Source organism: Streptomyces sp. NPDC046862 (assembly GCF_040704615.1).
Lineage (GTDB): Bacteria > Actinomycetota > Actinomycetes > Streptomycetales > Streptomycetaceae > Streptomyces.
Genome location: NZ_JBEYXP010000001.1, coordinates 63,631 through 89,591, shown reverse-complemented (window position 1 = coordinate 89,591; position 25,961 = coordinate 63,631). Strand labels below are relative to the sequence as shown.

At 70.5% G+C, this 25,961-nt stretch carries 23 protein-coding genes and 1 pseudogene; 9 read left to right on the top strand and 15 right to left on the bottom strand.

Features of this window, described 5'->3' with window-relative positions:
• Window positions 1-26: 26 nt before the first annotated feature.
• Window positions 27-674 carry a hypothetical protein gene (locus AB0959_RS00410; protein WP_366823972.1) on the bottom strand — a complete coding sequence of 216 codons (648 nt, stop codon included), beginning with the start codon at window positions 672-674 and terminating at the stop codon, window positions 27-29.
• A 254-nt stretch (window positions 675-928) separates the two neighbouring features.
• On the opposite strand from AB0959_RS00410, the gene AB0959_RS00405 reads away from it, so the two are divergent.
• The 3 genes from AB0959_RS00405 to AB0959_RS00395 all read left to right on the top strand — a co-directional run bounded on the left by AB0959_RS00405 (window position 929) and on the right by AB0959_RS00395 (window position 2,363).
• Window positions 929-1,525, top strand: a complete 597-nt coding sequence (locus tag AB0959_RS00405) for a hypothetical protein (RefSeq protein WP_366823971.1) — start codon at window positions 929-931, stop codon at window positions 1,523-1,525.
• 116 nt (window positions 1,526-1,641) lie between these two features.
• Window positions 1,642-2,139: a DUF2975 domain-containing protein gene (locus tag AB0959_RS00400; protein WP_366823970.1), complete on the top strand. Its 498-nt coding sequence runs from the start codon at window positions 1,642-1,644 to the stop codon at window positions 2,137-2,139.
• Entirely contained in the window at window positions 2,139-2,363 is a 225-nt protein-coding gene (locus tag AB0959_RS00395) for a helix-turn-helix transcriptional regulator (RefSeq protein WP_366823969.1), read from the top strand. The genes AB0959_RS00400 and AB0959_RS00395 overlap by 1 nt, the downstream gene beginning before the upstream one ends.
• A 10-nt stretch (window positions 2,364-2,373) precedes the next feature.
• On the opposite strand, the gene AB0959_RS00390 is transcribed toward AB0959_RS00395, so the two are convergent.
• Both AB0959_RS00390 and AB0959_RS00385 read right to left on the bottom strand, forming a co-directional pair.
• A complete protein-coding gene (locus tag AB0959_RS00390) occupies window positions 2,374-3,186 on the bottom strand; it encodes an MBL fold metallo-hydrolase (RefSeq protein WP_366823968.1) in 813 nt (270 codons plus the stop codon).
• A gap of 112 nt (window positions 3,187-3,298) precedes the next feature.
• Window positions 3,299-3,682 carry a VOC family protein gene (locus tag AB0959_RS00385; protein ID WP_366823967.1) on the bottom strand — a complete coding sequence of 128 codons (384 nt, stop codon included), beginning with the start codon at window positions 3,680-3,682 and terminating at the stop codon, window positions 3,299-3,301.
• Window positions 3,683-3,921: 239 nt separating this feature from the next.
• Between AB0959_RS00385 and AB0959_RS00380 the strand changes: the two genes are divergently transcribed.
• From AB0959_RS00380 to AB0959_RS00370, 3 genes are all read left to right on the top strand, one after another.
• Window positions 3,922-4,980 (top strand): iron-siderophore ABC transporter substrate-binding protein, encoded by a 1,059-nt coding sequence (locus AB0959_RS00380; protein ID WP_366823966.1) that lies wholly within the window; start codon window positions 3,922-3,924, stop codon window positions 4,978-4,980.
• Window positions 4,981-6,069 carry an iron ABC transporter permease gene (locus AB0959_RS00375; protein WP_366823965.1) on the top strand — a complete coding sequence of 363 codons (1,089 nt, stop codon included), beginning with the start codon at window positions 4,981-4,983 and terminating at the stop codon, window positions 6,067-6,069. It abuts the gene before it with no gap.
• A gap of 155 nt (window positions 6,070-6,224) precedes the next feature.
• Window positions 6,225-7,232 (top strand): iron ABC transporter permease, encoded by a 1,008-nt coding sequence (locus AB0959_RS00370; RefSeq protein WP_366824257.1) that lies wholly within the window; start codon window positions 6,225-6,227, stop codon window positions 7,230-7,232.
• Between the two features lie 68 nt (window positions 7,233-7,300).
• On the opposite strand, the gene AB0959_RS00365 is transcribed toward AB0959_RS00370, so the two are convergent.
• Window positions 7,301-7,879 carry an RDD family protein gene (locus AB0959_RS00365; RefSeq protein WP_366823964.1) on the bottom strand — a complete coding sequence of 193 codons (579 nt, stop codon included), beginning with the start codon at window positions 7,877-7,879 and terminating at the stop codon, window positions 7,301-7,303.
• A gap of 119 nt (window positions 7,880-7,998) precedes the next feature.
• Window positions 7,999-9,042 (bottom strand): NAD(P)-dependent alcohol dehydrogenase, encoded by a 1,044-nt coding sequence (locus tag AB0959_RS00360; RefSeq protein WP_366823963.1) that lies wholly within the window; start codon window positions 9,040-9,042, stop codon window positions 7,999-8,001.
• Between the two features lie 173 nt (window positions 9,043-9,215).
• Here AB0959_RS00360 and AB0959_RS00355 point away from each other — a divergent pair, with 173 nt between their 5' ends.
• The gene (locus tag AB0959_RS00355; protein WP_366823962.1) at window positions 9,216-10,190 is read left to right on the top strand and encodes a helix-turn-helix transcriptional regulator; all 975 of its coding nucleotides are present in this window, start codon (window positions 9,216-9,218) and stop codon (window positions 10,188-10,190) included.
• A gap of 300 nt (window positions 10,191-10,490) precedes the next feature.
• On the opposite strand, the gene AB0959_RS00350 is transcribed toward AB0959_RS00355, so the two are convergent.
• The 6 genes and pseudogenes from AB0959_RS00350 to AB0959_RS00325 form a co-directional block, all read right to left on the bottom strand.
• Window positions 10,491-11,261 carry an antibiotic biosynthesis monooxygenase gene (locus tag AB0959_RS00350; protein ID WP_366823961.1) on the bottom strand — a complete coding sequence of 257 codons (771 nt, stop codon included), beginning with the start codon at window positions 11,259-11,261 and terminating at the stop codon, window positions 10,491-10,493.
• Window positions 11,262-11,369: 108 nt separating this feature from the next.
• Window positions 11,370-14,690, bottom strand: coding sequence for a S8 family peptidase (locus tag AB0959_RS00345; RefSeq protein ID WP_366823960.1), 3,321 nt, complete (start codon window positions 14,688-14,690; stop codon window positions 11,370-11,372).
• Window positions 14,691-15,024: 334 nt separating this feature from the next.
• Window positions 15,025-15,693 (bottom strand): annotated as a pseudogene (locus tag AB0959_RS00340) (ABC transporter ATP-binding protein); the annotation flags it as partial.
• 69 nt (window positions 15,694-15,762) lie between these two features.
• Window positions 15,763-17,271 carry an ABC transporter permease gene (locus AB0959_RS00335; protein ID WP_366823959.1) on the bottom strand — a complete coding sequence of 503 codons (1,509 nt, stop codon included), beginning with the start codon at window positions 17,269-17,271 and terminating at the stop codon, window positions 15,763-15,765.
• A 369-nt stretch (window positions 17,272-17,640) separates the two neighbouring features.
• A complete protein-coding gene (locus AB0959_RS00330) occupies window positions 17,641-18,900 on the bottom strand; it encodes an Ig-like domain-containing protein (protein ID WP_366823958.1) in 1,260 nt (419 codons plus the stop codon).
• A gap of 215 nt (window positions 18,901-19,115) precedes the next feature.
• The gene (locus AB0959_RS00325) at window positions 19,116-19,460 is read right to left on the bottom strand and encodes a hypothetical protein (RefSeq protein WP_366823957.1); all 345 of its coding nucleotides are present in this window, start codon (window positions 19,458-19,460) and stop codon (window positions 19,116-19,118) included.
• Window positions 19,461-19,570: 110 nt separating this feature from the next.
• Between AB0959_RS00325 and AB0959_RS00320 the strand changes: the two genes are divergently transcribed.
• A complete protein-coding gene (locus AB0959_RS00320) occupies window positions 19,571-19,945 on the top strand; it encodes a hypothetical protein (protein WP_366823956.1) in 375 nt (124 codons plus the stop codon).
• 31 nt (window positions 19,946-19,976) lie between these two features.
• On the opposite strand, the gene hutH is transcribed toward AB0959_RS00320, so the two are convergent.
• From hutH to AB0959_RS00305, 3 genes are all read right to left on the bottom strand, one after another.
• Window positions 19,977-21,602, bottom strand: coding sequence for a histidine ammonia-lyase (gene hutH, locus AB0959_RS00315; protein ID WP_366823955.1), 1,626 nt, complete (start codon window positions 21,600-21,602; stop codon window positions 19,977-19,979).
• Window positions 21,603-21,735: 133 nt separating this feature from the next.
• Window positions 21,736-22,896, bottom strand: coding sequence for a GGDEF domain-containing protein (locus tag AB0959_RS00310; protein WP_366823954.1), 1,161 nt, complete (start codon window positions 22,894-22,896; stop codon window positions 21,736-21,738).
• Window positions 22,897-22,992: 96 nt separating this feature from the next.
• Window positions 22,993-23,799 (bottom strand): enoyl-CoA hydratase-related protein, encoded by an 807-nt coding sequence (locus tag AB0959_RS00305; protein WP_366823953.1) that lies wholly within the window; start codon window positions 23,797-23,799, stop codon window positions 22,993-22,995.
• Between the two features lie 202 nt (window positions 23,800-24,001).
• Between AB0959_RS00305 and AB0959_RS00300 the strand changes: the two genes are divergently transcribed.
• Entirely contained in the window at window positions 24,002-24,691 is a 690-nt protein-coding gene (locus tag AB0959_RS00300) for a hypothetical protein (protein ID WP_366823952.1), read from the top strand.
• Between the two features lie 8 nt (window positions 24,692-24,699).
• On the opposite strand, the gene AB0959_RS00295 is transcribed toward AB0959_RS00300, so the two are convergent.
• The gene (locus AB0959_RS00295; RefSeq protein ID WP_366824256.1) at window positions 24,700-25,800 is read right to left on the bottom strand and encodes an adenylate/guanylate cyclase domain-containing protein; all 1,101 of its coding nucleotides are present in this window, start codon (window positions 25,798-25,800) and stop codon (window positions 24,700-24,702) included.
• Between the last annotated feature and the right edge of the window lie 161 nt (window positions 25,801-25,961).

Genomic DNA, 25,961 nt, shown 5'->3' with positions numbered 1-25,961 from the left:
ACGGACTCGGCGGGACGGGAGCCAAGCTACTTGCCGTCCGTGCCGTACAGCTCGGTGCGGATCCGCTGGGTGGCCTTGGCAGCGAGCGAGACGGCGGTGTCCCTGTCACCCCCGGCGTTCACGATGGCGAGCACGCCGCCGACGCGCACGTCGACGGCGTATGACGGGCTGCCGTCGTACTCGTCGCCGCCGGTGACTCGCAGGATGTCCACCATCGCTTCGTCGCCGAGGGCGGCGATTTCCCGGGTGTGGTGGTGCTCCTGAACCGGGGCGGCATCCGTGTCGACGGTGACCTCGGGACAGAGCTCACGCAGCCGGCGCTGGATCTCCAGATAGCGCACGGTCCGCGCGGCGGGCATCGAGACCAACTGGACGGTGATCCATTGAGCGTCCTCGGTGACAGGTCCGAGGCGCACGGTCTGCATGGCGCTGGCGCCGTCGAAGCCGTTCTGCTCCTCAACCAGGTCCTCCGCCGGCTCGCACCCACCCCAGTCGCCATGTCCGTACGGCCCGAAGGTCCCCAGGTCGGTGCCGGTCACCTTCGCGCGCTCACCGAACGCCTCGGCGGACAGGAGCGCATCCTGCAGCCTGGCCTCGGTGAAGACGCGGTCCGGGTCGGCCTTGCCGTCGACCCCGGGCGCTGTGGAAGGGGCCCCCGACGGGTCCTCCGACACGGCGGAGCTCCCTTCGTCAGAAGGTGCCCCCGTGCCCCCACAACCGGCGAGAAGGGTCGTCAGCGTGACCGCCCCAGCGGCGATTCCCGCGTGTATGGCCGCTCGCACAGCGTCTTCTCCTGGTTCGATGAATGGTGGCTCACAGCTTAGGAGGGCGCCGAGAGCCTCGCCGGCGGTCGGCCTCGGCTCACATGGCAGCACAGGCTCGTAGGGACGGGGGTCTCCTGCCCGATCGGTGTCACGAAGGCGGACGGGTGACCACTGGCATAGATCCAGCACTACTGGCGCGGTTGTGGCAGGAACGCCGGCCGGCGGGTCCGCCCATCGGTCACACGTTACGCAGCACGTATGCGGACCACTGGGTGCGCTTCCACAGCCTCCCCGGCTCGAAGCGCTACCCGGAGTCCGAGGACGAGTACGCGATCGTGCTGGACCGGTACAACACGATCCTCGACGAACTGTTCATGGGCATGGACATCTTCGTGGTGACCATGGACTGGTCGTCCACGCCGGACGGTCCCGCCGGCTTCCCGACGCCACGACAGACGCTCCACCCCGACGGCATCCGATGGTGGACCGAGCCGGACGAGGAAGACCCGGACCCCGAGTTCCACGCCCACACACGTCTGTACGCCGACCAACGCCCCTGGGAACGCGGTTGCCTCGACGAGCTGCTGCGCGCCGTCGCGGACGACGCGCTGGGTGACGTGTTCTTCACCGATACGGAACTCCGCCGCATCCACCACCCGTACGACGGCGGCGCGGACGTCGTCCTCGCCACACCCGCCGAACGGGACCGGCTCCGCGACCGGCACACCGGCTGGCTCTCCAGCCACCCCGCCGGTCTGTGACGGAGGAGCGGGTGCCTTCCGCCTCGGCTCGAGCGAGACGCTGTGCTCGCTGCCGGGCATCGACCAGCCACAGGAGATCTATTGATTTTCGATAGAAAGCCATCGATAATCGATACATGCATCGTCTCTTCATCGCCGCGCTCCGCGTCGGCATCGCCTCTGCGATCCTTTTCGGGCTCTTTGGTCAGATCGTGGTGATCCCGTCGGCGGCAGCCGACGAGGTCGACCGGTTCCCGCCTTACGAGCCGTTCGCCACGCCCTACGTGATGGTGGCGATCGCCGGTGTCGCCTGTGTCCAGGTCGCGCTCGTCGCCACGTGGATGCTGCTCAACATGGTCGAACGCGATGCGATCTTCACGCCGCGGGCCTTCCGGTGGGTCGACACGATCATCGGGGCCTCCGTCGTGGCGACGTTCATAGCGATCGCGGCCACGGGGCATCTGGCCCTGGCCGACATACCCTCTCCGGACGACGGCATGGACGTCATCAGCGCGCTGGCCGCCGCCGTCGCGAGTGTCGGTGTGGGGGCGTCGTTCGCGATGCTCATCGTCATCATGCGAAGCCTGTTGCACAAGGCGACGGATCTGCAGACCGAGATCACCGAGGTGGTGTAATGGCGATCATCGTCGACCTCGACCTGCTGCTCGCCCAACGCGGCCTGTCGGTGGGCGAGTTCGCCGATGCCGTCGGCATCACACCCGCCAATGTCGCCGTACTGAAGAACGGCCGCGCGAAGGCGGTGCGGTTCACGACGCTGGACGCGATCTGCCGCGCGCTCGACTGTCAGCCCGGCGACGTGCTGCGCTGGGTGCCCGACGACGGCGCGGACGACGGCTGACGTCCACCGGTCAGCGCCCGCCCGCGCTGGGCTCGAAGGTCGAGAGGAGCTGCTGGAGGGCCTCCTGGTCCGGGCCGACGAACGGGGGTGAGCCGGCGGCGGCGCCCAGGGTGTCGAGCATCGCGCCGGTGATTCCCGCGGCCGGGGGCAGGTGTGTGGAGAGGATGAGATCGGGCTTCCTGTCCCGCAGCGGCTGGAAACTGTCGTGGTACTTCTCGAGGTCCACGTTCTGCACCCAGGGGCTGTCGACGGTGGCCCACAGGAGTTGCGCGGAGCGCAGGTCCTCCGCACCGACCTCGCGGGCGTCCCCCGCCTGGGCGAGTTCGGCGGAGGGCAGCGGCGCCCCGAAGCAGTCGGAGCTGAAACAGGTGCCCGACAGGTTGTCGAAGAAGCCGACCGTGGCCGGGTTGTCGAACAGCGGCGGCCTGAACCCCGTGAGCGTACGGTCTCCGACATCCAGGGACTGTCCCGGGTTGAGCAGGTAGGCGCGGTCGAGGGGCAGCGGATGCTCGCAGGACATGATCCCGGCCGCGATGAACGTGGTCACGACGCGCGCCTCCGGCGCCTCCGCCAGCAGGTCGAAGATCCCGCCCGTGTGGTCGCGGTCCGGGTGTGTGAGCCAGATCCAGCGCACATCGGAGGGATCCAGTACGGCGGCGACCCTCTCCAGGAAGTTCCGGTCGGGAAGGCCGAGGCCCGTGTCCACGACGACGGGCTGGCCGGCGTGCAACACGAAGGCGTTCACCGGAATGTGCCCGATTCCGGGCACGTCAAGGCTGTCGGTCAGGACACTGATGTCCGGGCGGACCTTGTGGACGGGCATGACACACACCTCAGGCCCCCCTGTGGTGGTGATCGCGCCGCGGCCTGGTTCCCTTCTCCATCGTCGGCCCATCCCTCGGTCGCCGCATCCTGGCGTACGGCGGGCCGGGCCGTCAGCCTCCGCTGCCGTACGGCCTGGTCAGGATCTCCAGGTTGTGGCCGTTCGGGTCGTCGAAGTAGGCGCCCCGGCCGCCGTCGTTCGTGTTGATCTCCATCGAGCGGCGGTGGTACGGGTCCGCCCAGTATGTGAGCCCCGCGGCCCGGATGCGGGCGAAGATCTCGTCGAAGTCCGCCTCCGAGACCAGGAAGGCGTAGTGCTGGGGCGTGATGGGCCCGGACGAGTCCGCATAGTCGAGAGTCACGCCGTTGGCGATCTCGACCGGGATGAACGGACCGAACTGAGGGCTCACCTCCAGCCCCAGGATGTCGGCGAGGAACCGGGCCGACGTCTTCTTGTCACGGGCGGCGACGATCGTGTGGTTCAGCTCGACGGACATGGCGAGGCCTCCTCGGCGCGAGCGGGGTACGCACGACATCGCAGCACGGGCGCGGGACGCGGCGTCCGCCAGGCGCCGGTACGACGTCAAGGACGTTCCCCACGCTAGGCAACCTTCCCCGACCCGCACCATCGGTCCTCCGGCCCCATCCGCTCCGTCCCGCGAACCGGGCCTCGAGTCCTAGACCGCCAGGGCAAGCGGTTAAGGTAAGCCTTGCCTTAGCAAGGATCGGAGTGGTGGTGCGCGGGTTCAGGATGAGGGCCGTACTGGCCGTGACCGTGGCCGGTGGGATGTTGCTCGCCGGTTGTTCGGCAGGCGGCGGCACCGGCGGTACGGCGAAGGGCGACGGCAGGTCCGACGGCTCGCGCAACCTGGTGGCCGGGGCGTCGAAGGGGCCGTCCGCCGCACCGAGCGCGCTCGCCGAGGGAATGGGATCCGACGCCGAGAAGGACGGCGCGTTCCCGCGGAAGGTAAAGCACTTCCAGGGGACGACCGGGATCGAGGCGGCCCCGAAGCGGATCGTGGTGCTCAGCACCGGTCAGCTGGACGATCTGCTGACCCTGGGCCTGGTCCCCGCGGCCGCCACACGCGGCGACAACGCCGGGCTCGTACCCGACTACCTCAAGGACGCCTTCCCCGCGTACCGGAAGCAGCTCGCGGGCATGACCGACGCCGGTACGCGTGCCGCGCCCAACCTGGAGTCACTCGCCGCCGCCAAGCCCGATCTGATCCTCGCCAACGACTCCCTCGGCGATCTGTACCCGAAGCTGTCGAAGATCGCCCCCACCGTCATCACCGCGGGCAACGGCATCAACTGGAAGCGGGACCTCCTTCTCGTGGGCGACGCCGTCGGCAAGGGGCGACAGGCGCGAAAGCTCCTCGACGACATCGCGGACGAGGCCGCCGAGCGGGGTGAGGAGCTGGGGGACGCCGAGATCTCGATGGTGCGGTTCACTCCCGACCGTACGCGGATGTTCGGAGTCTCCTCCTTCACCGGATCGCTCGCCGTCGACATGGGTCTCCAGCGACCCGAGGCGCAGCGGTTCGCCGCGATTTCGCAGGACATCGGGCCGGAGAGCATCGATGTCGCGGACGGGGACTGGATCTTCTACTCCGTTCAGGGCGACGCCGGCACGACGGATGCCGCGAGTGTGCTGACCGGGCCGCTGTGGAAGTCGCTGAAGGCCGTCGGGGCCGGGCACGCGGTGAAGGTCGACGACGACCCCTGGTACCTCAACGCCGGTCCGACCGCCGCACGCGTCGTCGTGGACCAACTCGCCGACACCATCGGCAAGTAGATGCGGGCGACCGTGGCCGAACAGGGGGGTGGGGCGACGTCCGGTGACCCCCGCGCCGACCGTCTCCCCCGGCGTCGGAGGCGTCGGAAGGCTCCCGGGTGGTCCGCCCGCACCGCCTGGGTCGTCCTCGCCCTCGTCGGCACCGTCCTCACCGCCGCGCTCAGCCTCTCCGTCGGCACCCGGCCCGTCCCCTTGGCCACCGTGCTGGACTCCCTCGTCCACGGCGGGAGTTCGCCGGACGCCCTGGTCGTACGCTCGCTGCGGGTGCCGCGTACGGTCGTGGGGCTCGCCGCGGGTGCCGCCCTGGGGCTGGCCGGGGCCGCGTTGCAGGCGGTCACCCGGAACCCGCTCGCCGACCCCGGCATCCTCGGACTGAGCCAGGGCGCGGCGGCCGGTGTCGTGCTCGCCATCGCGTTCGGGCTCGGACACGGCTTCGCCGGGTACGTCTGGTACGCCTTCGCGGGCGCCGTCGTCGCCGCGTGCGTGGTGTACGCCATCGCCGCGCGCGGACGGGGCGGGGCCTCACCGGTGAAGCTGGCGCTCGCGGGCACCGCGTTCGCGGCGATGACCGCCGGGGCCAACACCGTGGTCCTGACGTCGAGTTCGGCCACGCTCGACCAGTTCCGGTTCTGGCAGGTGGGCGCGCTCAGCGGACGGGACGCCGGAACGCTGGGGCGGATGCTGCCGTTCCTGGTCGCCGGCGGGCTGCTCGTGCTCGTCTGCGCCCGTGGCCTGGACGCGCTGGCGCTCGGCGACGACACGGCCCGCGCGCTGGGGCACCGTGTCCAGCTCGTACGTGCCACGGCGGCGCTCGGCGCGACGCTCCTCACCGCGGCCGCGGTCGCCGCCGCCGGTCCCATCGCCTTCGTCGGACTGGCCGTTCCCCATCTCGCCCGCCGTCTCGTCGCGGGCGGGCACCGCTGGGTGCTGCCCCTCTCGGCCCTCCTCGGTGCCGCGCTGCTGCTCGCGGCCGACGTGATGGGGCGGGTCGTCCGCGCCCCCGCCGAGGTCCCGGCCGGGGTGATGACGGCACTCGTGGGTGTGCCGGTTCTGGTCGCCCTCGTCCGCCGGAAGAAGGTGACCGCGTGACCGGGACGACCGCAGCCCCGCACACCGCGCACAACTCCCATGCCTCGCGTGACTCCCACGATTCCCACGCCTCCCACTGCCCCCACGACTCCCACGGCCGTCACACCGCCACCTCACCCTGCTACCCCCGCTCGGCCGGCCTCTCCGTCGTCCGCCTGGGCTGCTTCTCCCTCCTGCTGCACCGCCGCTCGGCCGCCGCCGTGCTGCTCCCCGTGCTCGCCGCGGTGATGCTGCTCTCCGCCTGCGCCGGGCAGACCTTCGTCGGGCCCGGAGAGGTGTGGCGAGCCGTCCAGGGGCACTCAGGGCCGTACGACCTCGTCGTCAACGAACTCCGTGTCCCGCGCATCGTGCTGGGGGCGATGGTCGGTGCCGCGCTCGGGATCGCCGGGGCGCTGGTGCAGACCGTGACGCGGAACCCCCTGGCCAGCCCGGACGTCATCGGCGTCGGGCACGGGGCGGCCGCCGCGACCGTGCTGGCCCTGGCCACCGGCCTGGTGGCGTCGCCCGCCGCGCTTCCCGCCGTGTCCGTCGCGGGTGGTCTCGTGGCCGCCGCTCTCGTGTACGTCCTGGCCTGGCGGCACGGCATGCGGCCCAGCCGGTTCGTGCTCACCGGCGTCGGCATCGGTGTCGCGCTCTCCGCCGTCGTCCAGCTCTATCTGACCGAGAGCGAACTGGCCGCCGCCGAGCAGGTCAAGCTGTGGCTGACGGGCAGCCTCAATGGTCGTGGCTGGGAGCAGGCGGGCCCCCTCGGTGCCGCGCTCCTGCTCTCCCTGCCCGCCCTGGCCTGGGCGAGCCGGGCGCAGAAACCGCTCGGTCTCGACCCCGACACGGCCGCCGCGCTCGGCGTCCGCGTGCACCGGGCCCAGCTCGGCCTCACCGCGCTCGGTGTGGTGCTGGCCGCTACCGCGACGGGGGCGGCCGGCCCGATCGGCTTCGTCGCGCTCACCAGTCCGCAGCTGGCCCGCCGTCTCACCCGCACCCCTCAGCTGCCCCTCGTGGGCTCGGCGTTGACGGGCGCGGTCGTCGTCGTCACCGCCGATCTGGTGGCCCGCACGCTGGTCCCGCCCCTGGAGATCCCGGTGGGCGCGCTCACCTCACTCGTGGGCGGGCCGTACCTGCTGTGGCTCCTGGGCCGTAGGACCGGCAGACGCGATCACGCCTGAGCCCTCGCCGACCTGGGCCGGCCGAACCCAGTCCGCCCGTACCGAACCAGCCCCGAACGCAACCCGGCCTACGCCACCCGAGCCAGATCCTTGCGGCGCACATACCGCAGGCCGCATATCGCCTCGTACAGCTCGCCGTCCTCGTTGTCGCCGACCGTGCCGCGGGACACGTGGCCGGTGAGGATGGATATCCAGGAGCGGAGCCAGTAGTACGGCTGGAGCGGCAGCCAGCACAGGCCCGAGAGCCAGCGCCAGGTGAGGCGGAACGGGCCGGAGCGGTGGCCGTCCGCGGCGCGCACCACGCGGACCCCGGTGAGCAGCTTGCCCACACTGGCCCTCGTCATCAGGGTCAGCAGCACCTGGTTGGCGAAGGAGGCCCCGGCGAGGATCCCGGCGTGAACACCGAGCGCGGCGCCCGCGGGCAGTCCCGGCAGCCACGCGCCCTTGTTGAGGGCCGCCGCCACGACGTACCAGAAGGACCAGACGAGGATGGCGTCCAAGGCCACGGCGGACATCCGCCGCACGTCGCTCGCCTCGCGGGGCGCGACCGCGCGCCCCGCCTGCCCCGGCTCGGGGCTGCGCCGGCGCCCCTCTGCGTACGGCTCCCGCAGGGCGTACGCGCCCTGATTCCCCCGTGGATCATGCATGCCGGCTCCCCCGTGTCCCCCGTCGATCAAGCACACGGCCATCATGCACGACCCCACTGACAACGAAGGGCCGGAGCCGTGTCACCGGCCCCGGCCCTCACCGAACCAGCACGCGAAGGTCAGATCGTTGCCGTGTCGATCACGAAGCGGTAGCGCACGTCGCTCGACAGCACCCGCTCGTACGCGACGTTGATCTCGGAGGCCTCGATCAGCTCGATCTCGGCGCCCAGGCCGTGCTCGGCACAGAAGTCCAGCATCTCCTGGGTCTCGCGGATGCCACCGATCATGGAGCCGGCGAGGGTCTTGCCACCGCCGATCACCGAGAAGAGGTTGAGCGCGACGGGCTCCTCTGGCGCCCCGACGTTCACGAAGGCGCCCTCGGTCTTCAGCAGGGACAGAAAGGCGTCCAGGTCCAGCGGGGCGGACACGGTGGACAGGATCACGTCGAACGAACCCCGCAGCTCCTCGAACGTCTTCGGGTCGCTGGTCGCGTAGTAGTGGTCGGCACCCAGCCGCAGCCCGTCGTCCTGCTTGCGCAGGGACTGCGACAGGACCGTCACCTCGGCGCCCAGCGCCTTCGCGATCTTGACACCCATGTGGCCGAGGCCGCCGAAGCCGAGAACGGCGACCTTCTTGCCGGGCCCGGCCTGGAAGCGCTTCAGCGGGGAGTACGTGGTGATGCCGGCGCACAGCAGAGGGGCGGCCACGTCCAGCGCGAGCCCGTCGGGGATGCGCACGACGAAGGCCTCGTCGACGACGATCTTCTCGGCGTAGCCGCCGTAGGTCGGCTCCCCGTTCTTGTCGAGGGCGTTGTACGTGCCGACGTTGCCCTTCACGCAGTACTGCTCGAGGCCGGCCTCGCAGTTCTCGCACTCGCGGCAGGAGTCGACCATGCAGCCGACGCCCACGCGGTCGCCGACCTGGTACTTGGTCACGCCGGAGCCGACCTCGGAGACGATGCCGGCGATCTCGTGCCCGGGCACCATCGGGAATATCGCCTCGCCCCAGCCCTCGCGGGCCTGGTGGATGTCCGAGTGGCAGATACCGGCGAACTTGATGTCGATCAGTACGTCGAACTCACCGACCTCGCGGCGTTCGATCGTGGTGCGCTCCAGCGGAGCCTTGGCCGCGGGGGCGGCGTATGCGGCGACAGTGGTGGTCATGCCGGGGGTTCTCCTAGGGAGTCGTCCTGCGCCCGGCCTGCCTTCCGGCCGGGTGCGGGCTCCAGCCTGCCGCAGCGCGCCGGGTTCACCCAGATCACGGCTCTGCGTACGTCCGCTGGTCCTACCACTGACGGGGTCAGGCTCGCAGTCGTACGACCGTGAATACTTGACGTATGGACGAAAAGCCCGAAGCCGTACCGGCCGCCCAGTCCGGGCACACTGCCACGCCCGGCGGTGACGCCGGGGGGACTCTGGACCGGCGGGCCGAGCTCAGCGAGTTCCTGCGCACCCGGCGTGCCCGGCTGAAGCCGGAGGACGTGGGGCTGCCGGACTTCGGCCGGCACCGCCGGGTGCCCGGGCTGCGCCGCGAGGAGCTCGCGCAGCTGGCGGGCGTCTCGGTGGCGTACTACACGCGGCTGGAGCAGGGCAACGGGCGCAACGTCTCGGCGGAGGTACTCGACGCGATCGCGCGCGCCCTGCGGCTGAGCGACGCCGAGCACGCCCACCTCACGCATCTCGCGAAGCCGAAGAGCCACAAGAAGAAGCCGTCGGCGCGGTCGCAGCAGGTGCGGGGCTCGCTGCGGCAGCTGCTGGACACGCTGGACGGCGTCCCCGCGTACATCACGGGGCGGCGCTCGGACATCCTCGTCTGGAACCGGATGGCGGCGGCCGTCTTCGGGGACTGGGCCGAGCTGCCCGCCCAGGAGCGGAACTGGGCGCGGTTGGTGTTCCTGCGGCCCGAGTACCGCGAGCTGTACGTGGAGTGGGAGTCCAAGGCGGCCGACATGGTGAGTTACCTGCGCATGGACGCCGGCTGCCACCCGGACGACCCACGGCTGTCCTCGCTGGTCGGGGAGCTCTCGGTGAAGAGCGAGGAGTTCCGGCGGCTGTGGGCCACGCACGACGTCAAGGAGAAGAGCCACGGGGTGAAGCGGATGCGGCACCCCTTGGTGGGTGAGCTCACCCTGTCCTACGAGACGTTCCGGCTGCCGGACGACGGTGAGCAGTCGCTGATCACGTACCACGCGGAGCCGGGGTCGCCGTCGGCGGAGGCGTTGCGGTTGCTGGCCAGCTGGGGGACGGACGCGCGGGCCTCCGGCCGGAGTGCGTCTGAGATGGGGCGCCCTGGGGTTGGGCGGCCGGAGTAGTCTCGTCTGCCCTGTTGCGGCGGGTTGTCGGGTGCGGGCTTGTTGTGGCTGGTCGCGTCTCGTCTGCCCTGTTGCGGCGGGTTGTCGGCTGCGGGCTTGTTGTGGCTGGTCGCGTCTCGTCTCCCCTGTTGCGGCGGGTTGTCGGCTGCGGGTTCGTTGTGGCTGGTCGCGCAGTTCCCCGCGCCCCTTAAAAGCCTTCGCGCGCCCGCCACCTCGACGCGCCCGCGCCACCACCACAGCACGCCGCCATCCCAGCGCGCACCCGCCACCTCGCACCCGCACCCGCACCCGCATTCACCCTCACGGCCGGTACGGCGGTGCCGAACCCCAGCCCCATCTCGGTACCGGCTGTTCGGCCGGCGGTGTCGCGTCCGGGCTCGAGAAGTAGACGGCGAGTCGGGTGCCCCACTCGGCGTAGGCGACGAAGGCGGAGCGGAACTCGGCGTCGGTCGGGAGGCCGGCCTCGTCCGCCGCGTCCTGCAGCAGGTTGACCCAGCGGCGGCGCTGCGGCTCGGTGATGCCGCGGCCCATGTGCTTGGCGACCATGTGTCCGTGGCCACCCTGGGTTTCCGAGTAGGTGGACGGCCCACCGAAGACCTCGCCGAGCCAGAGCGCGACGTGCTCGGCGTGTTCGGGGGCCAGCCCCTCGAACACCGGCGCCAGGAGGTCGTCCCTCAGCACCTTGTCGTAGAAGACCTCGGTGAGCCGGGTGAAGGCCTCGGTGCCGCCCGCCCAGGCGTACAGCGTCGGCACGGACGCGCCCGCGCCGCGTACGGTGGTGGGCTTGTAGTGGCGCATCTCCTCTATGTGGGCGACATACGGCCGGATCTCGGCGAGGAAGTCCTCGAACAGCTCCGACTTCCGGAACCCCTCCAGGTGGTCCTCGGTCGAGGTCCAGGTGATGCGGAGGACGTAGTGCTCGAAGTCCTCCTCGCAGCGGGACAGCTCGTAGTCGACGCACTGCGGTGCCGCCGCCAGCTGGGCCGCGGCCTTGGTGTAGGCGGCCAGGAACTCCGCCGACCGGTCCTCGGGGATCCGGTAGCGGATGTACTCCACGGTCGATGTGGTCATGTACCCACACAAACACGAACGGCCCGCCGGAGGGAGATCCTCCGGCGGGCCGCCCCGCGAATCAGCGGTCAGCGAACCTCACGGCTCACCTGACGTGGTACGACGGGCTCACTTGCCGTAGTACGCGTTGTAGATCGACACCGTCGACTTGTTGCCCTTCTTGTCGGCGATCTTGGCGTGGAACGAGATGCCCTTGCCCTTCGCCGGGTTCTTGACGGTGATCTTGCCGTTGACGACCTTGACCTTGGTCCACGTCTGGCCGTAGTCGTACGACACGTACGTGGTCAGCGACTTGAGGTTGCTGCCCGCGGCCGCGCCCTGGACGGTGACCGGGAAGGTGACCTTCTTGTTCTCCGGAGCGCGGCTGTAGAGGTCGAGCGGCGCGCCGAAGCGGGCCGTGGCGACCGGCAGCTTCGTCTGGGAGGTGGTCTTCTTGGACTTGAACTCCCAGCTCGTGTCGATCCGGGTCGAGGCCGCGGCCACCTTCACGGACCGCTTGATGGACGTGGTCAGCTTGTAGGTGGCCTCACCGGACGGGACCTTGAACTCGCCGCCGCCCTCCAGCGCGTCGTCGTTCTCGATGATCTTCGTGCCGTTGCGGTACAGCGTCGACTTCACCGACGTGTAGAGCGATCCGCCTGCGTGGGTCTTGCCGTCGGCGAACATCGGCAGGAAGCCGTTGATGGTGTTGCCGTCACGGGTGATGCCGTAGCCACCTCCGATCCGGGGACCGAAGACGCCGGTGTTGAACGTCTTCTCGTAGCTCTGGCCACCCTTGAACGTCTGCTCGGCACCGAGCGTGTAGCTCGCGTCGATGATCGGCCAGCCGTCCGCGTCGACCCCGGCGACCTGCTCGAAGTCGAGGCCCCACTTCACGCCGCCCGTGGTGGACACGTACAGCGTCCGGGTGCTGGGCAGCTTCTGCTGGATGCTGATCGCGGAGCCGCCGGAGCTGTCGGGCAGGTAGCCCCAGGCCGTGATCGAGCCCTTCTTGTCGGCGCTGGAAGCGCCGAGGTTGACCTTCAGCGTGGCCAGCTCGCTCTTCTTCCAGTGCTTGGTGTAGCCGGTCGCGAGCTGCTTGACCTTGGCGCCGGTGACGGCGTCGTACTCGGTCTTGTCACCGTTGGTCCAGTGACCGTCCCACTGCTGGTAGAGCGAACCGTCGGTGATCTGCGGACCGAGGTGGGCGGTGCGGAAGCCCTTGTAGGAGTCCAGCCACCAGCCGAACGAGTAAGTGCCGTCCGTCACGTCCACCGTGTAGTCGGGGGAGGCGAACTCGGACTTGGCTGTCGCCTCGGGAACCGTGACGTCGACCGGCTTGGCCTTGCGGGCGTCCAGCGTGATCGTGGTGTTCTTGGTGACGTTCAGCTTCGGCTGGGCCAGCCAGTCGGCGCCCTTGGAGAAGTCCTCCGGGTCCACGAAGAACGAGGAGTTGAGGATGTAACCGCCCTTGGGCACACGGATCTTGACGGTGCCGGAGGCGTCGTACGGGCTGTACCACTTCTCCTTGCCGAGGCCGGAGATGCCCGCCAGGTCAAGGTTGTAGTTCACGGCCGGGTTGCCCGCACGGTCGATCGCCTTGAGCGTGACGTCGTACGACTCCACCTCACGCTGCACCGCGGCGGCGGTGCGCACGGTCTGGCCGCCGCCGGTCGCCGTCACGTACGCGGAGTACGCGCCGTCCACGGTGCCACCCAGCTTGGTGTTGACCTTCAGGTCGACGGAGGCCGTGCCGCCCGCCGGGACCTTCACGGTCTTCGCGGCGAGGGTGAAGAAGCCCTCCGGGGCCGCCTGGCCCTTGGGGTTGGTGCCCGCCACGGACAGGTTGAGGGTGACGTCGTCCTTGCCGGTGTTCTTGTACGTCACCGGCTTGGTGACCGGCGTGTCGTCGGTGTGCGGCCACTGCTGCGTACCGAACGTCACCGACACGGGAGCGGCGAACACGGTCTGCTTGATGGCCTTGTCGACCTGGATCCGGCCCGAACCCTGCTGGAACGCCGTGTACTTGCCGCCCTTGGTCGACCCCGTCAGGGCGCCCTTGAGGTCGGTGTACGTCCAGTCGGGGTGCTCCTGCTTGAGGATCGCCGCCGCGCCCGCCACGTGCGGGGTCGCCATCGACGTACCCGAGATCGTCAGGTAGCCGGGCGGGTTCTCCCCGACCTCCTGCTCGATGACGCTGCCCTTGGCCGAGGCGGCGGTGATGTCCACGCCCGGCGCGGTCACGTCCGGCTTGATCTGGCCGTCCAGGCCGGGGCCGGTGCTGGAGAAGGACGCCAGCTTGTCGTTGTCGTCGACCGCGCCGACGGTGAGCGCGGAGGCCGCGGTGCCCGGGGAGCCGATGGTCTGCTCGCCGAACTCGCCGTCGTTGCCCGCGGCGATCGCGAAGAGGATGCCCTTTTCCTTGGAGACCTTGTCGACCTCGGCCTCCAGCGGGTCCACCTCGGGGGTGTCACCGCCGCCCAGGCTGAGGTTCACGACGTCGGCGCCCTGCGCGGCGGCCCACTCGATACCGGCGATGATGCCGGAGTCGTCACCGGAGCCGGTGTCGTCGAGGACCTTGCCGTTGAGGATCTTCGCGCCCGGGGCCACGCCCTTGTACTTGCCGTTGGACTTGGCGCCCGTGCCCGCCGCGATGGAGGCGACGTGCGTGCCGTGGCCGAACTTGTCGCTCGCGTCCGCGGCCGGGGTGAAGTTCTTGGACTCGATCACCTGGTCCTTGAGGTCCGGGTGGGTGGTGTCCACACCGGTGTCCAGGACGGCGATCTTGGTGCCCTTGCCGTCGTAGCCGGCGGCCCACGCCTTGGGGGCGCCGATCTGCGGTACGGACTTGTCGAGGCTGGCCTTGCGAACGCCGTCGAGCCAGACGTTGGCGATGCCGGAGGCGGTGGTGCCGTCGGTGTCGGTCACCGCGTTCCACAGCTTGGTGGCGTCGTCCTTCGGCGTGAGGACCGCGTCCGCGTTCAGCGTCTTGAGGGTGCGGCGAACGGTGGTGTCACCGGCGTCGCGGACGTCGGCGCGGGCCCCCGTGGCGGCTCCCTTGTAGCCGACGATGAGCTTCAGGCCCTTCTTCTGGGCCTTGCGGGTCGCGGACTTGTTCAACTCCGTGACGTCGAACAGCCGCTCGTCCAGCTTGCCCTCGGCTATCAGGCGGGCCGCGTCCGCCGGTATGACGAGACTGTGGCCGTCGGCCTTGCGCACCTGAGCGGGAATCCCGTCGCGACCCTTCGCGCGTTCGAAGCCGACGGGGTTGCCCTTGGCGTCGACCACGACACGGTCGCCGGTGATCAGCGTGATGCGGTGCTTGGCCGAGAAGTCGGCCGCCTTAGAGCTGCTCGCGAGCTCGGGCTTCGCGGACGCCGGGCTGGTCATGCCCGCCGCGAGTGCCACTGCTGCAGCCATGGCGATCGAGGCCGCACTCGCTCTCTTCACTTGTTTGCGCAAATCTCCCCCTGGAGCTGAAGTCCGGGCGAATCAGCCGTTCGCCCGGCCGGGGGAAGCCCCGCACACGCATGCGCGTACACCCCCCGTGCTACGCAGTATGACGGGAGGCTGACGCGTGCTCAATAGTGAGGCGGATGTAGGGAGTTGACGGGTTTGGTTGCATCTGTGATGCAAAATGACCGGATCACCGACAGTTGGCCGAAACACTCCCGGCGTACACCCCGGCGTGTGCCCGTCAGGCGCCCTCCTTCTCCCGCTCCTTCTCCTTCTCCCGCTCCTTCTCCTTCTCCCGCTCCTTCTCCCGCTCCTTCTCCTTCTCCTTCTCCTTCACCGTGACCCTGCCCTTGCGGATCGTCACGACGCGCGGGGCCTTCTTCGCGATCGACGAGTCATGGGTGACCATGACGAAGGTCAGCCCGTGCTCCTTCCACAGACGCTCCAGGACGTCCATAATCTCGTCGCGCATGGACTCGTCGAGGTTGCCGGTGGGTTCGTCCGCGAGCAGCACCTTCGGCCGCTTCACCAGTGCCCGGGCGATGGCCACGCGCTGCTGCTGGCCTCCGGACAGCTCCGCCGGCAGATGCGCGAGCCGTTCGCCGAGCCCGACCGACTCCAGCGCCTGGGCCGCCCGTTCGCGCCGCTCCTTCGTCCTCACGCCGAGCGGAACGAGCGCGGTCTCGACGTTCTCCTGGGCCGTGAGCGTCGGGATCAGGTTGAAGCTCTGGAAGACGAATCCGATGTTCTCGCTGCGCACCTTGGTGAGCTTCGCCTCGGACAGTCTCGCCAGGTCCGTGCCGTCGAGTTCGACACTGCCCGCGGTGGGCCTGTCGAGCGCGCCGAGCATCTGGAGCAGTGTGGACTTGCCGCCGCCCGTGGGGCCCTGGATGACCAGGCGGTCCCCGTCCGCGATGGTCAGGTCGACGCCGTCGAGCGCGTCGACGGTGTCCTTGCCCCGCGTGTAGCGCTTGGTGACGCCTCTGAGTTCGTACATCGTGCAACTCCTCGGATACGTATCGGATACGTAAGGGGGTCGGCCACGCAGGTGGCCGCGGGACGTCGGCTACTCGACGCGGCGGAGAGCGTCGGCGGGGCGCAGTCGGGAGGCGCGCCAGCCGCCGAAGGCGCCCGCGACGAGGCCACCGGTGACGGCGAGGCCGACCGCGAGGACGATGGTGGAGAGGCTGACGGGTGCGGTGAGCGCGACCTTGAGGGCCTCGGTGGCCGCCTGCCGCCGGAAGCCGCCGCCCATCCCGCCAGGGCCGGCGCCACCGGGACCGCCGCCGCCCGGACCGCCCGCACCGCCGCCGGAGGCGCCCACCTGTGCCTCCAGGGTGGGGCTGATCGCGGTCACGACATACGCGCCGGCCAGGCCCAGCGCGATGCCCAGCGCCCCGCCGACGAGCCCGTTCACGACGGCCTCACCGACGACCTGCCGGGTCACCCGCCCGGACTTCCAGCCCAGCGCCTTGAGGGTGCCGAACTCCCGTACGCGGCGGGAGACGGCCGAAGAAGTGAGCAGTCCGGCCACGAGGAACGCGGCCACCAGTACCGCGATGGACAGCCACTTGCCCACGTTGGAGGCCAGGTCGGAGGCCGTGGACAGGGACCCGGAGACCGTCTTGGCGAGATCGGCGGAGGTGGTGACCGTCGTGCCCGAGACGTTCTTCTGGATGCCCGACTTGACGGAGCCGATCGCTTGCGAGTCCGACACCTTGACGTAGATCGTGGTGACCTTGTCCTTGGAGTCGCTCAGGGTCTGGGCCTGCTTCAGCGGGATGTAGAGGTTGGCGGCGGCGTCCCCGCTGTCCGGGGTGGCGATGCCGATGACCTTGAACTTGGTGCCCTTGATGGTGACGGTGTCACCGACGGCGAGCTTCTTCTCCTTGGCGTACGACCGGTCGGCGACGACCACCTTGGCGTCGGTCTCGGAGGTCTTGAACGTACGGCCACTGGTGATCTTCGAGGAGGTCAGCGGGCCGAGGGCCGGCTGGGTGACGTCCGTGCCGTACACCGAGTAGTTGTTGACCTGGAAGTCGGCGCCACCGCCCTGGACGCGGCCCTCGGGCTGCCCACCCTGGCCGCCGCCCTGTCCGGCGCCGGGCTGGCCGCCGCCGCTCTGTCCCTGGCCCCGCTCCTGCTGGAACTCGCCCTGCCGGAACTGCCCGCTCACTTTGATGACCCGCAGACTGAGACCGCCGACGACGTCGGAAACCCCCTTCTGCGCACCGACCTTGCTCACGGTGGACGCGGCCAGGGTCTGGAACCCCTGGACCATCACGCGGTCGCTGCTCTGCTCCTCGTCGGAGTCGTTGCCGCGCGCGCCGAACTCGAACCTGGGCCCCTGGTTCTGGCCCGTCTGGCCCGTCTGGGCCTCGGCGGCCTTCGTGACGGTCATGTCCGTGCCCAGCCCGTACAGCGACTGGAGGACCTTGCCCTGCGCCTTCTCCATCCCGGAGGACACGGAGCTGACCACGATGACGAGGGCGATACCCAACGCGAGACCGGAGGCGACGACGAGGGCCGCCTTTCTGCGGCGGCGCAGTTCGCGCCTCAGGTAGGTGAGGAACATGGCGGCAAGCTAGGCACGTCCCGTGATGAACGGATAAGCCCGCCATAAGAGGTGGATGAGAAGGCTGTGGGTGGGCTTGTTTTAGCTGTGCGTCTCGTCTGCCGGGTTCTGTTGGTGGGCGGCTGCGGGTCGCTCGTGGCTTGTCGCGCAGTTCCCCGCGCCCCTTAAAAGCCCGGGCGCGCCCCTGCTGTTTCAGGGGCGCGGGGAACTGCGCGACAAGCCTCCCACCACCCGCACCCGAACACACGCCCAGACGCTCAAACGCCCAGACGCCCAAACGCCCAAACGCCCAAACAGCGACGACGGCGGCACCGGCCGCCAAGGGCCGGTGCCGCCGTCGTCAGGAAACGGTCTCGCGGAGCGCGCGGCTCAGGCCGCCGAACCCGCCTTCCAGGCGGCCCAGTCCATGTTCCAGCCGTTGAGGCCGTTGTCCGGGGCGATCGTCTTGTCGCCGGTGTTCTTGATGTCGACGACGTCACCGACGATCGAGTTGTTGTAGAACCAGGCACCCGCCGTGTTCGGGTCGTTGGCACCCTTGGTGTCCGAGAGGCCGACACACCCGTGGCTGGTGTTCACGCTGCCGAAGATCGACTTGGCGCCCCAGTAGTTGCCGTGGATGAAGGTGCCGGACGTCGACAGACGCATGGCGTGCGGCACGTCCTTGATGTCGTACTCGCCCTTGCCGTCGTCGTCCGTGAAACCGACCGTCGCACCGTTCATCCGGGTCTCCTTGAACTTCTCGGAGATCACCATCTGGCCCTGGTACGTCTTGTTCTCGGGCGAACCGGCGGAGATCGGGATGGTCTTGATGACCTTGCCGTCCTGCATGACCTGCATCTGCTTGGTCTTCGCGTCGACGACCGAGACCTGGTTGCGGCCGATCTTGAAGGTGACCGTCTTCTGCTGCACGCCGGTCACGCCGTCGGAGCCCTCGACCCCGTCGAGCGCCAGCTTCACGGTGACGGTCGAGTTCTCCTTCCAGTACTCCTCGGGCCGGAAGTCGAGCCGGTTCGGGCTGAACCAGTGGCCGACGACCTCCTGGCCGGAGCTGGAGGAGACGGTGATGCCCTTCTGCACGGCGGCCTTGTTGCTGATCGCCTTGTCGAAGTTGATCGAGACGGGCATGCCGACGCCGACCGTGGAGCCGTCCTCCGGCGTGAAGTAGCCGAGGAAGCTGTTGTTCGGCGAGACGGTGGTGAACGTGGCGTTCTCGTGCGCCGCGCGGCCCTCGGAGTCCTCGGCGGTGGCCGTGATCTCGTACCGGGTGGCCCGCTCCAGCTGGCCGCTCGGCTTCCAGCTCTTCTTGTCCGCGGATATCTCGCCGGCGACGGCGTTGCCTTCCTCGGTCTCCATCTTGACGGACGTCAGCTCGCCCTTGGCCACGGTGACCTTGGCGGCGTTGTTGATGGACGCGTTGTCCGAGCCGTCCTTCGGCGTGATCTTGATCTCGGCGACGGAGGTCTTCTTGGCCGCCGCCTCGTCGGCCTTGGCCTGCGAGGTGTCGCCGCCGGAGCCCGCCTTGTCGTCGCCTCCGCTGCACGCAGAGAGCACCAACACCCCGCCGAGCAGGGCGGACGCGACCGCGAGGCCCTTGCGCCGCCTACTGTTCGTCATCACACGCTTCTCCATCGTTGCCGAATCCCCAAAGCCCAAGAGAATCCCCGTACGGACACAAACGCCACGACCGGTTCCTCCCGTTCCACATCCCTCGGATGTGTGGGGCACACCACGTTCGGTCCGCGACGACCGGCTGACTGGTGCTGAGGTGGTCAGTGCGCCTCATGAGACGACAGAACCCCGGGCAGCGGTTGCCGCCCGGGGCTGTGAATCTCACCCGCGACGCGTCAGCCGGTCCCGTGTTCCTCTTCGTCCTCGTGCACATCATCCTCGTCCAGGCCCCAATCAGGCGAATCAGGGTCGTAGTCGATTTGCTCACTGCTCCAGGACGCCTGGGCCAGGTCGACCCCGGGTACCTCGCTGACCAGGTCGAACGGGTCGACGAGGTAGGCCAGGGCCTCCGCTGTGTCCTGCGTCACCGCGCCCTCGGCGTGTACCCGTTCGTCCGCCGCCATATCGACGGCCGACTCGATTCGGTCGAGCGCGGCCTTGGTCAGCGCGTCGGCGCCCTCGACCTCGACCACCAATTCCACCCGAAGCCGGACGAACTGTGATGTCTCAGAAGTGCTCATAGGCGGGAGAGTACGTCTCACAGCTCCCGTGACTTTCCCGTGACCCGCGACTTTCACTAACATCGCCCCACACGGCCAATTCGCCAGCTCCACAAGGGGATCGATATTTCGTGTCCGCCGCACGTCGATCGTCGTCCACCACACGTCGAACGCTGCTGACCGCCACCGCCGCGGGAACCCTTCTCGCCGCCCTGTGGTTCGTCCCGTCCGCGAACGCGACCCAGGACGGTCAGGACGGAACAGAACAGCGACAGATGACGACCATGAGCGCGGACACGACGACCGAGACGTCCACGGACGCGGTCATCACCTCCGACTCCTCCGGCTCCTCCGAGTCCACCCGGTCCACGGGTGCGGGGGCCCAGCTCGCCGACACCGGCAGCGTCGACACCACCCCGTACCTCGTCGGAGGCACGCTCTTCCTCGGCCTGGGCGCGGGGTTCGTGGCGTACTCGGTCCGCCGGGAACGTACGGCGCTTTCCTGAGCCGTACGCCCCGTGCGCCCCGCCTGAGGCCTCAGGCCAGCGGCCCCGTCACCGGCTCCACCGCCGCGACCAGACGCCCCTCCCGGACGAAGGCGTCGGCCGCCGCCAGGTCGGGGGCGAGGAAGCGGTCCGGTCCCGGGCCCTCGACGCCCGCCTTGCGGACGGCCTCCAGTACCGCCTGGGAGGCCGGGGCGGGGGTCAGACCCTCGCGGAGTTCGATGGCCCGCGTGGCGGCGTAGAGCTCGACGGCGAGGACGCGGGTCAGGTTGTCGACGGCCGTGCGGAGCTTGCGGGCCGCGGACCAGCCCATCGAGACATGGTCCTCCTGCATGGCCGAGGAGGGGATGGAGTCGGCGGAGGCCGGGACGGCGAGACGTTTCATCTCGCTCACCAGGGCCGCCTGCGTGTACTGGGCGATCATCAGCCCCGAGTCGACACCCGGGTCGTCCGCGAGGAACGGCGGGAGCCCGTGGCTGCGGTTCTTGTCGAGCAGACGGTCCGTGCGGCGCTCCGCGATCGAGGCGAGGTCGGCGGCCGCGATGGCGAGGAAGTCGAGGACGTAGGCCACGGGGGCGCCGTGGAAGTTGCCGTTGGACTCGACGCGACCTCCCCCACTCTCGGCTTCTCCCCCACTCTCGGCTTCGCTCGAGCGGGGGGACCCCCATGAGCGGGAGGTGCCCCCAGGCAGCACCACCGGGTTGTCCACCGCCGACGCCAGCTCCCGCTCGGCCACCACGCGCGCGTGGTCCATCGTGTCGCGGCCGGCGCCCGCGACCTGCGGGGCGCAGCGCACCGAGTAGGCGTCCTGGACGCGGGGCGCGCCCTCCTGGTGGTGGCCGGTCAGGCCGGACCCCTTGAGGACCGCGAGCATGTTGGCGGCCGAGGCGCCCTGGCCGGGGTGCGGACGGATGGCGTGGAGCTCGGGGGCGAGGACCTTGTCCGTGCCGAGGAGGGCCTCAAGGGTCAGGGCGGCCGTGACGTCGGCGGACCGGTAGAGCAGCTCCAGGTCGGCGAGGGCCATGACCAGCATGCCGAGCATGCCGTCCGTGCCGTTGAGGAGGGCGAGCCCCTCCTTCTCGCGGAGCTCGACCGGGGTGATGCCGTGGGCGGCGAGCAGCTCTCCGGCGGGCCGTACGACGCCGTCGGGCCCCTCGGCCTCCCCCTCGCCCATCAGCGTGAGGGCGCAGTGGGACAGCGGGGCGAGGTCGCCGGAGCAGCCCAGCGAGCCGTACTCGTGGACGACGGGGGTGATGCCCGCGTTCAGCACGTCCGCCATGGTCTGCGCGACCTCGGGCCGCACGCCCGTGTGCCCCGAGCAGACCGTCTTCAGACGCAGGAACATCAGCGCCCTGACCACCTCGCGCTCCACCCGCGGGCCCATTCCGGCGGCGTGCGAGCGGACGATGTTGCGCTGCAGCTGCGCCCGCAGTTCCTGGCTGATGTGCCGGGAGGCGAGGGCTCCGAAGCCGGTCGAGACGCCGTAGACGGGGTCCGGCTTGGCCGCGAGCGCGTCCACGATGTCGCGGGCCGCGACGAGTGCCGTCACGGCCTCCTCGGAGAGCTCGATCCGGGCGCCGCCGCGCGCCACGGCGACGACGTCGGCCGCGGTGACACCGGACGTCCCGAGCACCACCGGGTCCACAGAATGCATATCCATATTCAGGATCGTAGGGATTGAATCGTCGAATGTCACGACCGGTTCGGGGAGGAGCTCCTTACCGACCTCGGGGTGCCATCGGGTGCCGCCGGGTGCCACCTACCGCCTTTGGCCGCTCAGCGGCCCGGTGAGCTCACTCCGGCGGGCGGCCACGGATGCGTCGCCGCTCCCCCGAGGTCGCATCGGCCGCCGGAAGCCGGTCGGCCAGGCGCACCACCGGGTCGTCCGGGCCCGCACGGCCTGCCACCACCGGTCTCAGCGAGCCCTCCGCCTTCGCCCGGTACTGCGCGGCGTCCGCGAGGCGGAACAGCCGACGCGGGGACCGTACGGCACCGATCGGGTCCTGGGTCGAGGCCACCCCGCACGCGACGCCCTCGCCGAGTTCCAGCTCCGCCGCCCGGCGGCAGAGTTCGCCGGCGACCTTGACCACGTCGTCCGCCGGGGGCCCCGCCGCCAGCAGACAGAACTCGTCACCGCCGAGCCGCGCGGCCAAGGTGCCCGGCAGCATCGCCCCGCACAGCGACAGCACCGATCCGAACCTCTCCAGCAGACGGTCGCCGACCGCGTGCCCGTGCGTGTCGTTGACCCGCTTCAGCCCGTTCAAGTCACAGACGACGAGGCTGACGACCGTCTCGTCGGCCTTGTGCTGCTCCACCGCCTCGCCGAGCCGGACATCGACGGCACGGCGGTTGGCGAGCCCCGTGAGCGGGTCGGTGAACGCCAGCAGGCGGGCCTCCTCCAGCCGCTCGGACTGCACGATCCCGGCAGCGACGACGGCCGCGAGCACGGTCGCGAACTCCGCGTCCCGCGTACGGAACACCGCCGCGCCCGCCGGACGCGCGACATACAGCTCGCCCCACGCGCGCCCGTGCAGCACGACCGGGGCGATCACGCAGCAGCCCCGGCCGCGCCGGCGCAGAGCGGCGACGCGCTGGTGGCAGTACCCCTCCGCACCGGGCCCACCAGCCGGGCCCTCGACGGTCTCGACCCACGCGCTGGGCCCGATCCCGCCCGCCCAGCGCTCGTGCAGGAACTCCGTGATCTCCGGGAACTGGTGCACGGGGTAGGACTCGCCGTCGGGGAACTCCTCCTCGTCCGGAGCCCTCTTCCCCACGTTCACGAGCACCTTCAGCCTGCCGAGGTCGCGCTCCCACACCGACAGCGCGGCGAAGCTCCCGGCGAGCGCACGGCACGCACCCGCGGCCGCGGCGTGCCACGACTCACGGGGCGTGTGCGCGGCGGCCATCCCCTGCGCCAGCGCCACCACGGCCCGCAACCGCTTGTCCTCACCCATCACTCCAGGCTAGGGAGTTTTGCGGCGTTTTGAGGTATTGGTATGGCCGACCGCACGCACGGGCCGGGCCGCCGTCCGCTCGGCGCCGGTACTGGCCTACTCGCCCGGCCACTTCGGCGGCCGCTTCTCGTTGAACGCCGCCACACCCTCCGCCCGGTCCCCCGAGAACGCCACCGACCGCCACGCCGCGTCCTCGACCTCCAGCCCCGCCCGCAGATCCAGCCCGTGCCCGAGACGCAGGGCGCGCTTTGCGGCACGCAGGCCGACGGGCGAGTTGGCGGCCATCCGGGCGGCGAGGTCCAGAGCGCGCGTACGGTCCTGCCCCTCGTCCACCAGCTGGTCGACCAGCCCCAGCTCCCGCGCCTCGACGGCCTCCAGACGCCGCGCGGTGAAGATCAGCTCGGCGGCGCGCGCGGCCCCGACCCGGCGCGGCAGCAGCTGCGTGCCTCCCCCTCCCGGGATCACGCCCACCGACACCTCGGGCAGCCCGACCACGGCTGTACGGTCCGCCACGATCACGTCGCACGACAGCGCCAGCTCGAAGCCGCCGCCCAGCGCGAACCCGTGCACGGCGGCGACGGTGGGCATGGGCAGCTCCAGGACGCCCGTGTACGCGGCGCGCGTCACGGGCCGCTGACGCACCAGGTCGGCGTCGCTGAACGAGTTCCGCTCCTTCAGGTCGGCCCCCACACAGAAGGCCCGCTCATGGGTGGAGGTCAGCACGACCACGCGGGCGTCCCGGTCGGCGGCGAGGGCCTCGCAGGCGCCGGTGATGGAGCGGGCCATGTCGGTCGAGACCGCGTTCATGGCCTTGGGCCGGTCGAGAACGAGCTCCGCGACATGACCGTGCCGCCGCACCGCGACGTACTCCCCGAACCGCCGCTCGTCCCCTTGCTCCGCCATGACGCCCTCCGCTCCTCCGGTTAACGCGGGTTAACTTCCGATGTCCCCGATCATCGCAGTCCGGCCGCACCGGGGGAAGTACGGATGGGTCCCCCCGTTCGAGTGACACCCGACCCGTCTCCCGCTCCCCGTCCCCCTCAGGCGCATAGCGTGCGCACGCACAGCACGACGGGGCCGCGGGGCGCTTCGGGGAGGAACGGCCATGACACAGACCGCAACCGGGGCGGTGGCACTGGAGGCCGAGGCCGACGTCCTGCCCGTCCCCTCTCCGGCGCGCCCCGCCCGTGGACGGCACCGCAAGCCCCGGCCACGGCGGACGCTGTTCGCGATGAGCGGGCTCGCCCTGGCGGCGGGAGCGCTCAGCCTGGTGCGGCTGGTGCCCGAGTCGGTCGGCGGAGGCGGCACGGGCGCCACGGAGGCGGAGCCGAGGGCCGCCTCCGACGGCATCCCGGAGGGGACGGCCAACGCGGCGGCGACCATGGAGGCCGGATCGCCCCCGGCGGGTTCGGCGGGTTCGGCGGGTTCGGCTGATCCCGGCCCCACCGCTGTGCCGGGGGCCAGAAGCGAGGCGTCCCCCGGTGCGACGGCGGTGGTGATCCCGTCCTCCCCGCTCACGTCACAAGTCCCCGCCGCTACGGTCCCGTCCGCCGACTCGACCGGTATCCCCACGGCCCCCGTCGCCGACGCACCGGCCCCGGCGGCCACCGCGCCCGCCGTGCCCCGGCCCGCGCCGAGCACGACCGGCCCGGCTCCCGGACCCGACCGCCCGGACGAGCGGGACGAGCGGGATGAGAGGGACGGGCGTGATCAGGGGGAAGTGTGCGTCCCGGTCATAGGACTGTGTGTCGACACCGGCACCGGGCACGGATACGGAGACAGCCCGCTCGGCTGAGGCAGGCGCTAAGCGGGCGGGTTCGTCCGGCGCGTGAGCAGCCACGGCTCGACGACGCCGAGCCCACGCACCGGGCGCTGCCACATCGGCTGGAGCGCGAAGCGGTACGTCGGCGGCTCCTCGCCCTCCTTCTCGGCGGCGGCCGCGGCCTCGGCGGCCTCCGCCTCGGAGGCGGGGGCGTCACCGGTATGGATGACCTCCTCGGCGAACGCGGAGTCCACCAGCACCGTGTCCTTGGGTGCTATGGACGTCAGCCGGGAGGCCAGGTTCACCGTCGTACCGAACACGTCGCCCATGCGGGTCGTCACCGTGCCGAACGCGATACCGACGCGCAGCTCGGGCATCGTCTCGTCGTTCGCCATGGTCTCGATGAGCCGGAGCGCGATCTCCGCGGCGATACCCGAGTCGTCCGCCGCGTACAGCACCTCGTCGCCGAGGGTCTTGATCAGCCGGCCGCCGTGCGCGGCCACCAGGTCGGCGGCCGTGGTCTCGAAGGCCTCGACGAGCTCGCCCAGTTCCTCCTCCTCCATGCGGCGCGTCAGCCGCGTGAAGCCGACGAGGTCCGCGAAGCCGACCGCGAGCCGCCGGTCGACCATCTCCTCGTCGTCGGCGGCCTGCACGACCCGGCCGGTGGCGGCGGCGAGCTGGCGCCGCCAGACGTAGACGAGGAACTCCTCCAGCTCCGGCAGGAGCAGCTCCACCAGGGGGTACGTGACCTCGGTCCGGGTCATACCGGGTTCCGGCGGCTCGGTCAGCCCCTCCAGGAAGGAGTCGATCTGCCACTCGGCCAGCCGGGCCGTGGTCTGACCGGTCGAGCGGGCCACCTGCACGGCCATCGCCTCGCTGAGCAGCCCGGCCTCGACGAGACCCGAGAGCCGCCGCAGCGCGAGGACGTCCGCCTCGGTGAGCGCCCTGGCCTGGCCGATGTCCGCGAAACCCATGGCGCGCCAGAAACGGGTGGCCAGTTCCACGGAGACACCGGCGCTGCGGGCGGCCTGGAACGGGGTGTAGCGGCGCTCGGCGCCGAGGATGAGCGATTCGATGCGCAGGGCCAGGGGGTTCTCGGCGGGGTCGTCACCCTGCCCGTCGGGCCGGTTCGGCGCGTCCACCGGCCCCCGCGGCTCGGCCCGGTCGGCCGACGCGTCACTGGCAAACCCGGCGCTACGGCCCGGATCGCCGTCGGGAGCGGGGTGTGCACCCGTGCCGGAGCCCGTGTCGTCGACGGTCACGCCTGCTGCCCTTCCGATCTGCCACGGTCAGGTATCGACCG

Excerpts from the sequence above, each read along its gene's own strand:
- AB0959_RS00360 (WP_366823963.1), bottom strand. The coding sequence starts at position 9,042 with ATGACCACCACTGTCGCCGCATACGCCGCCCCCGCGGCCAAGGCTCCG.
- AB0959_RS00325 (WP_366823957.1), bottom strand. The coding sequence starts at position 19,460 with ATGAGCACTTCTGAGACATCACAGTTCGTCCGGCTTCGGGTGGAATTG.
- AB0959_RS00400 (WP_366823970.1), top strand. The coding sequence starts at position 1,642 with ATGCATCGTCTCTTCATCGCCGCGCTCCGCGTCGGCATCGCCTCTGCG.
- AB0959_RS00335 (WP_366823959.1), bottom strand. The coding sequence starts at position 17,271 with ATGTTCCTCACCTACCTGAGGCGCGAACTGCGCCGCCGCAGAAAGGCG.
- AB0959_RS00300 (WP_366823952.1), top strand. The coding sequence starts at position 24,002 with ATGACACAGACCGCAACCGGGGCGGTGGCACTGGAGGCCGAGGCCGAC.
- AB0959_RS00375 (WP_366823965.1), top strand. The coding sequence starts at position 4,981 with ATGCGGGCGACCGTGGCCGAACAGGGGGGTGGGGCGACGTCCGGTGAC.
- AB0959_RS00355 (WP_366823962.1), top strand. The coding sequence starts at position 9,216 with ATGGACGAAAAGCCCGAAGCCGTACCGGCCGCCCAGTCCGGGCACACT.
- AB0959_RS00365 (WP_366823964.1), bottom strand. The coding sequence starts at position 7,879 with ATGCATGATCCACGGGGGAATCAGGGCGCGTACGCCCTGCGGGAGCCG.
- AB0959_RS00385 (WP_366823967.1), bottom strand. The coding sequence starts at position 3,682 with ATGTCCGTCGAGCTGAACCACACGATCGTCGCCGCCCGTGACAAGAAG.
- AB0959_RS00350 (WP_366823961.1), bottom strand. The coding sequence starts at position 11,261 with ATGACCACATCGACCGTGGAGTACATCCGCTACCGGATCCCCGAGGAC.
- AB0959_RS00305 (WP_366823953.1), bottom strand. The coding sequence starts at position 23,799 with ATGGCGGAGCAAGGGGACGAGCGGCGGTTCGGGGAGTACGTCGCGGTG.
- AB0959_RS00395 (WP_366823969.1), top strand. The coding sequence starts at position 2,139 with ATGGCGATCATCGTCGACCTCGACCTGCTGCTCGCCCAACGCGGCCTG.
- hutH (WP_366823955.1), bottom strand. The coding sequence starts at position 21,602 with ATGGATATGCATTCTGTGGACCCGGTGGTGCTCGGGACGTCCGGTGTC.
- AB0959_RS00390 (WP_366823968.1), bottom strand. The coding sequence starts at position 3,186 with ATGCCCGTCCACAAGGTCCGCCCGGACATCAGTGTCCTGACCGACAGC.
- AB0959_RS00310 (WP_366823954.1), bottom strand. The coding sequence starts at position 22,896 with ATGGGTGAGGACAAGCGGTTGCGGGCCGTGGTGGCGCTGGCGCAGGGG.
- AB0959_RS00330 (WP_366823958.1), bottom strand. The coding sequence starts at position 18,900 with ATGGAGAAGCGTGTGATGACGAACAGTAGGCGGCGCAAGGGCCTCGCG.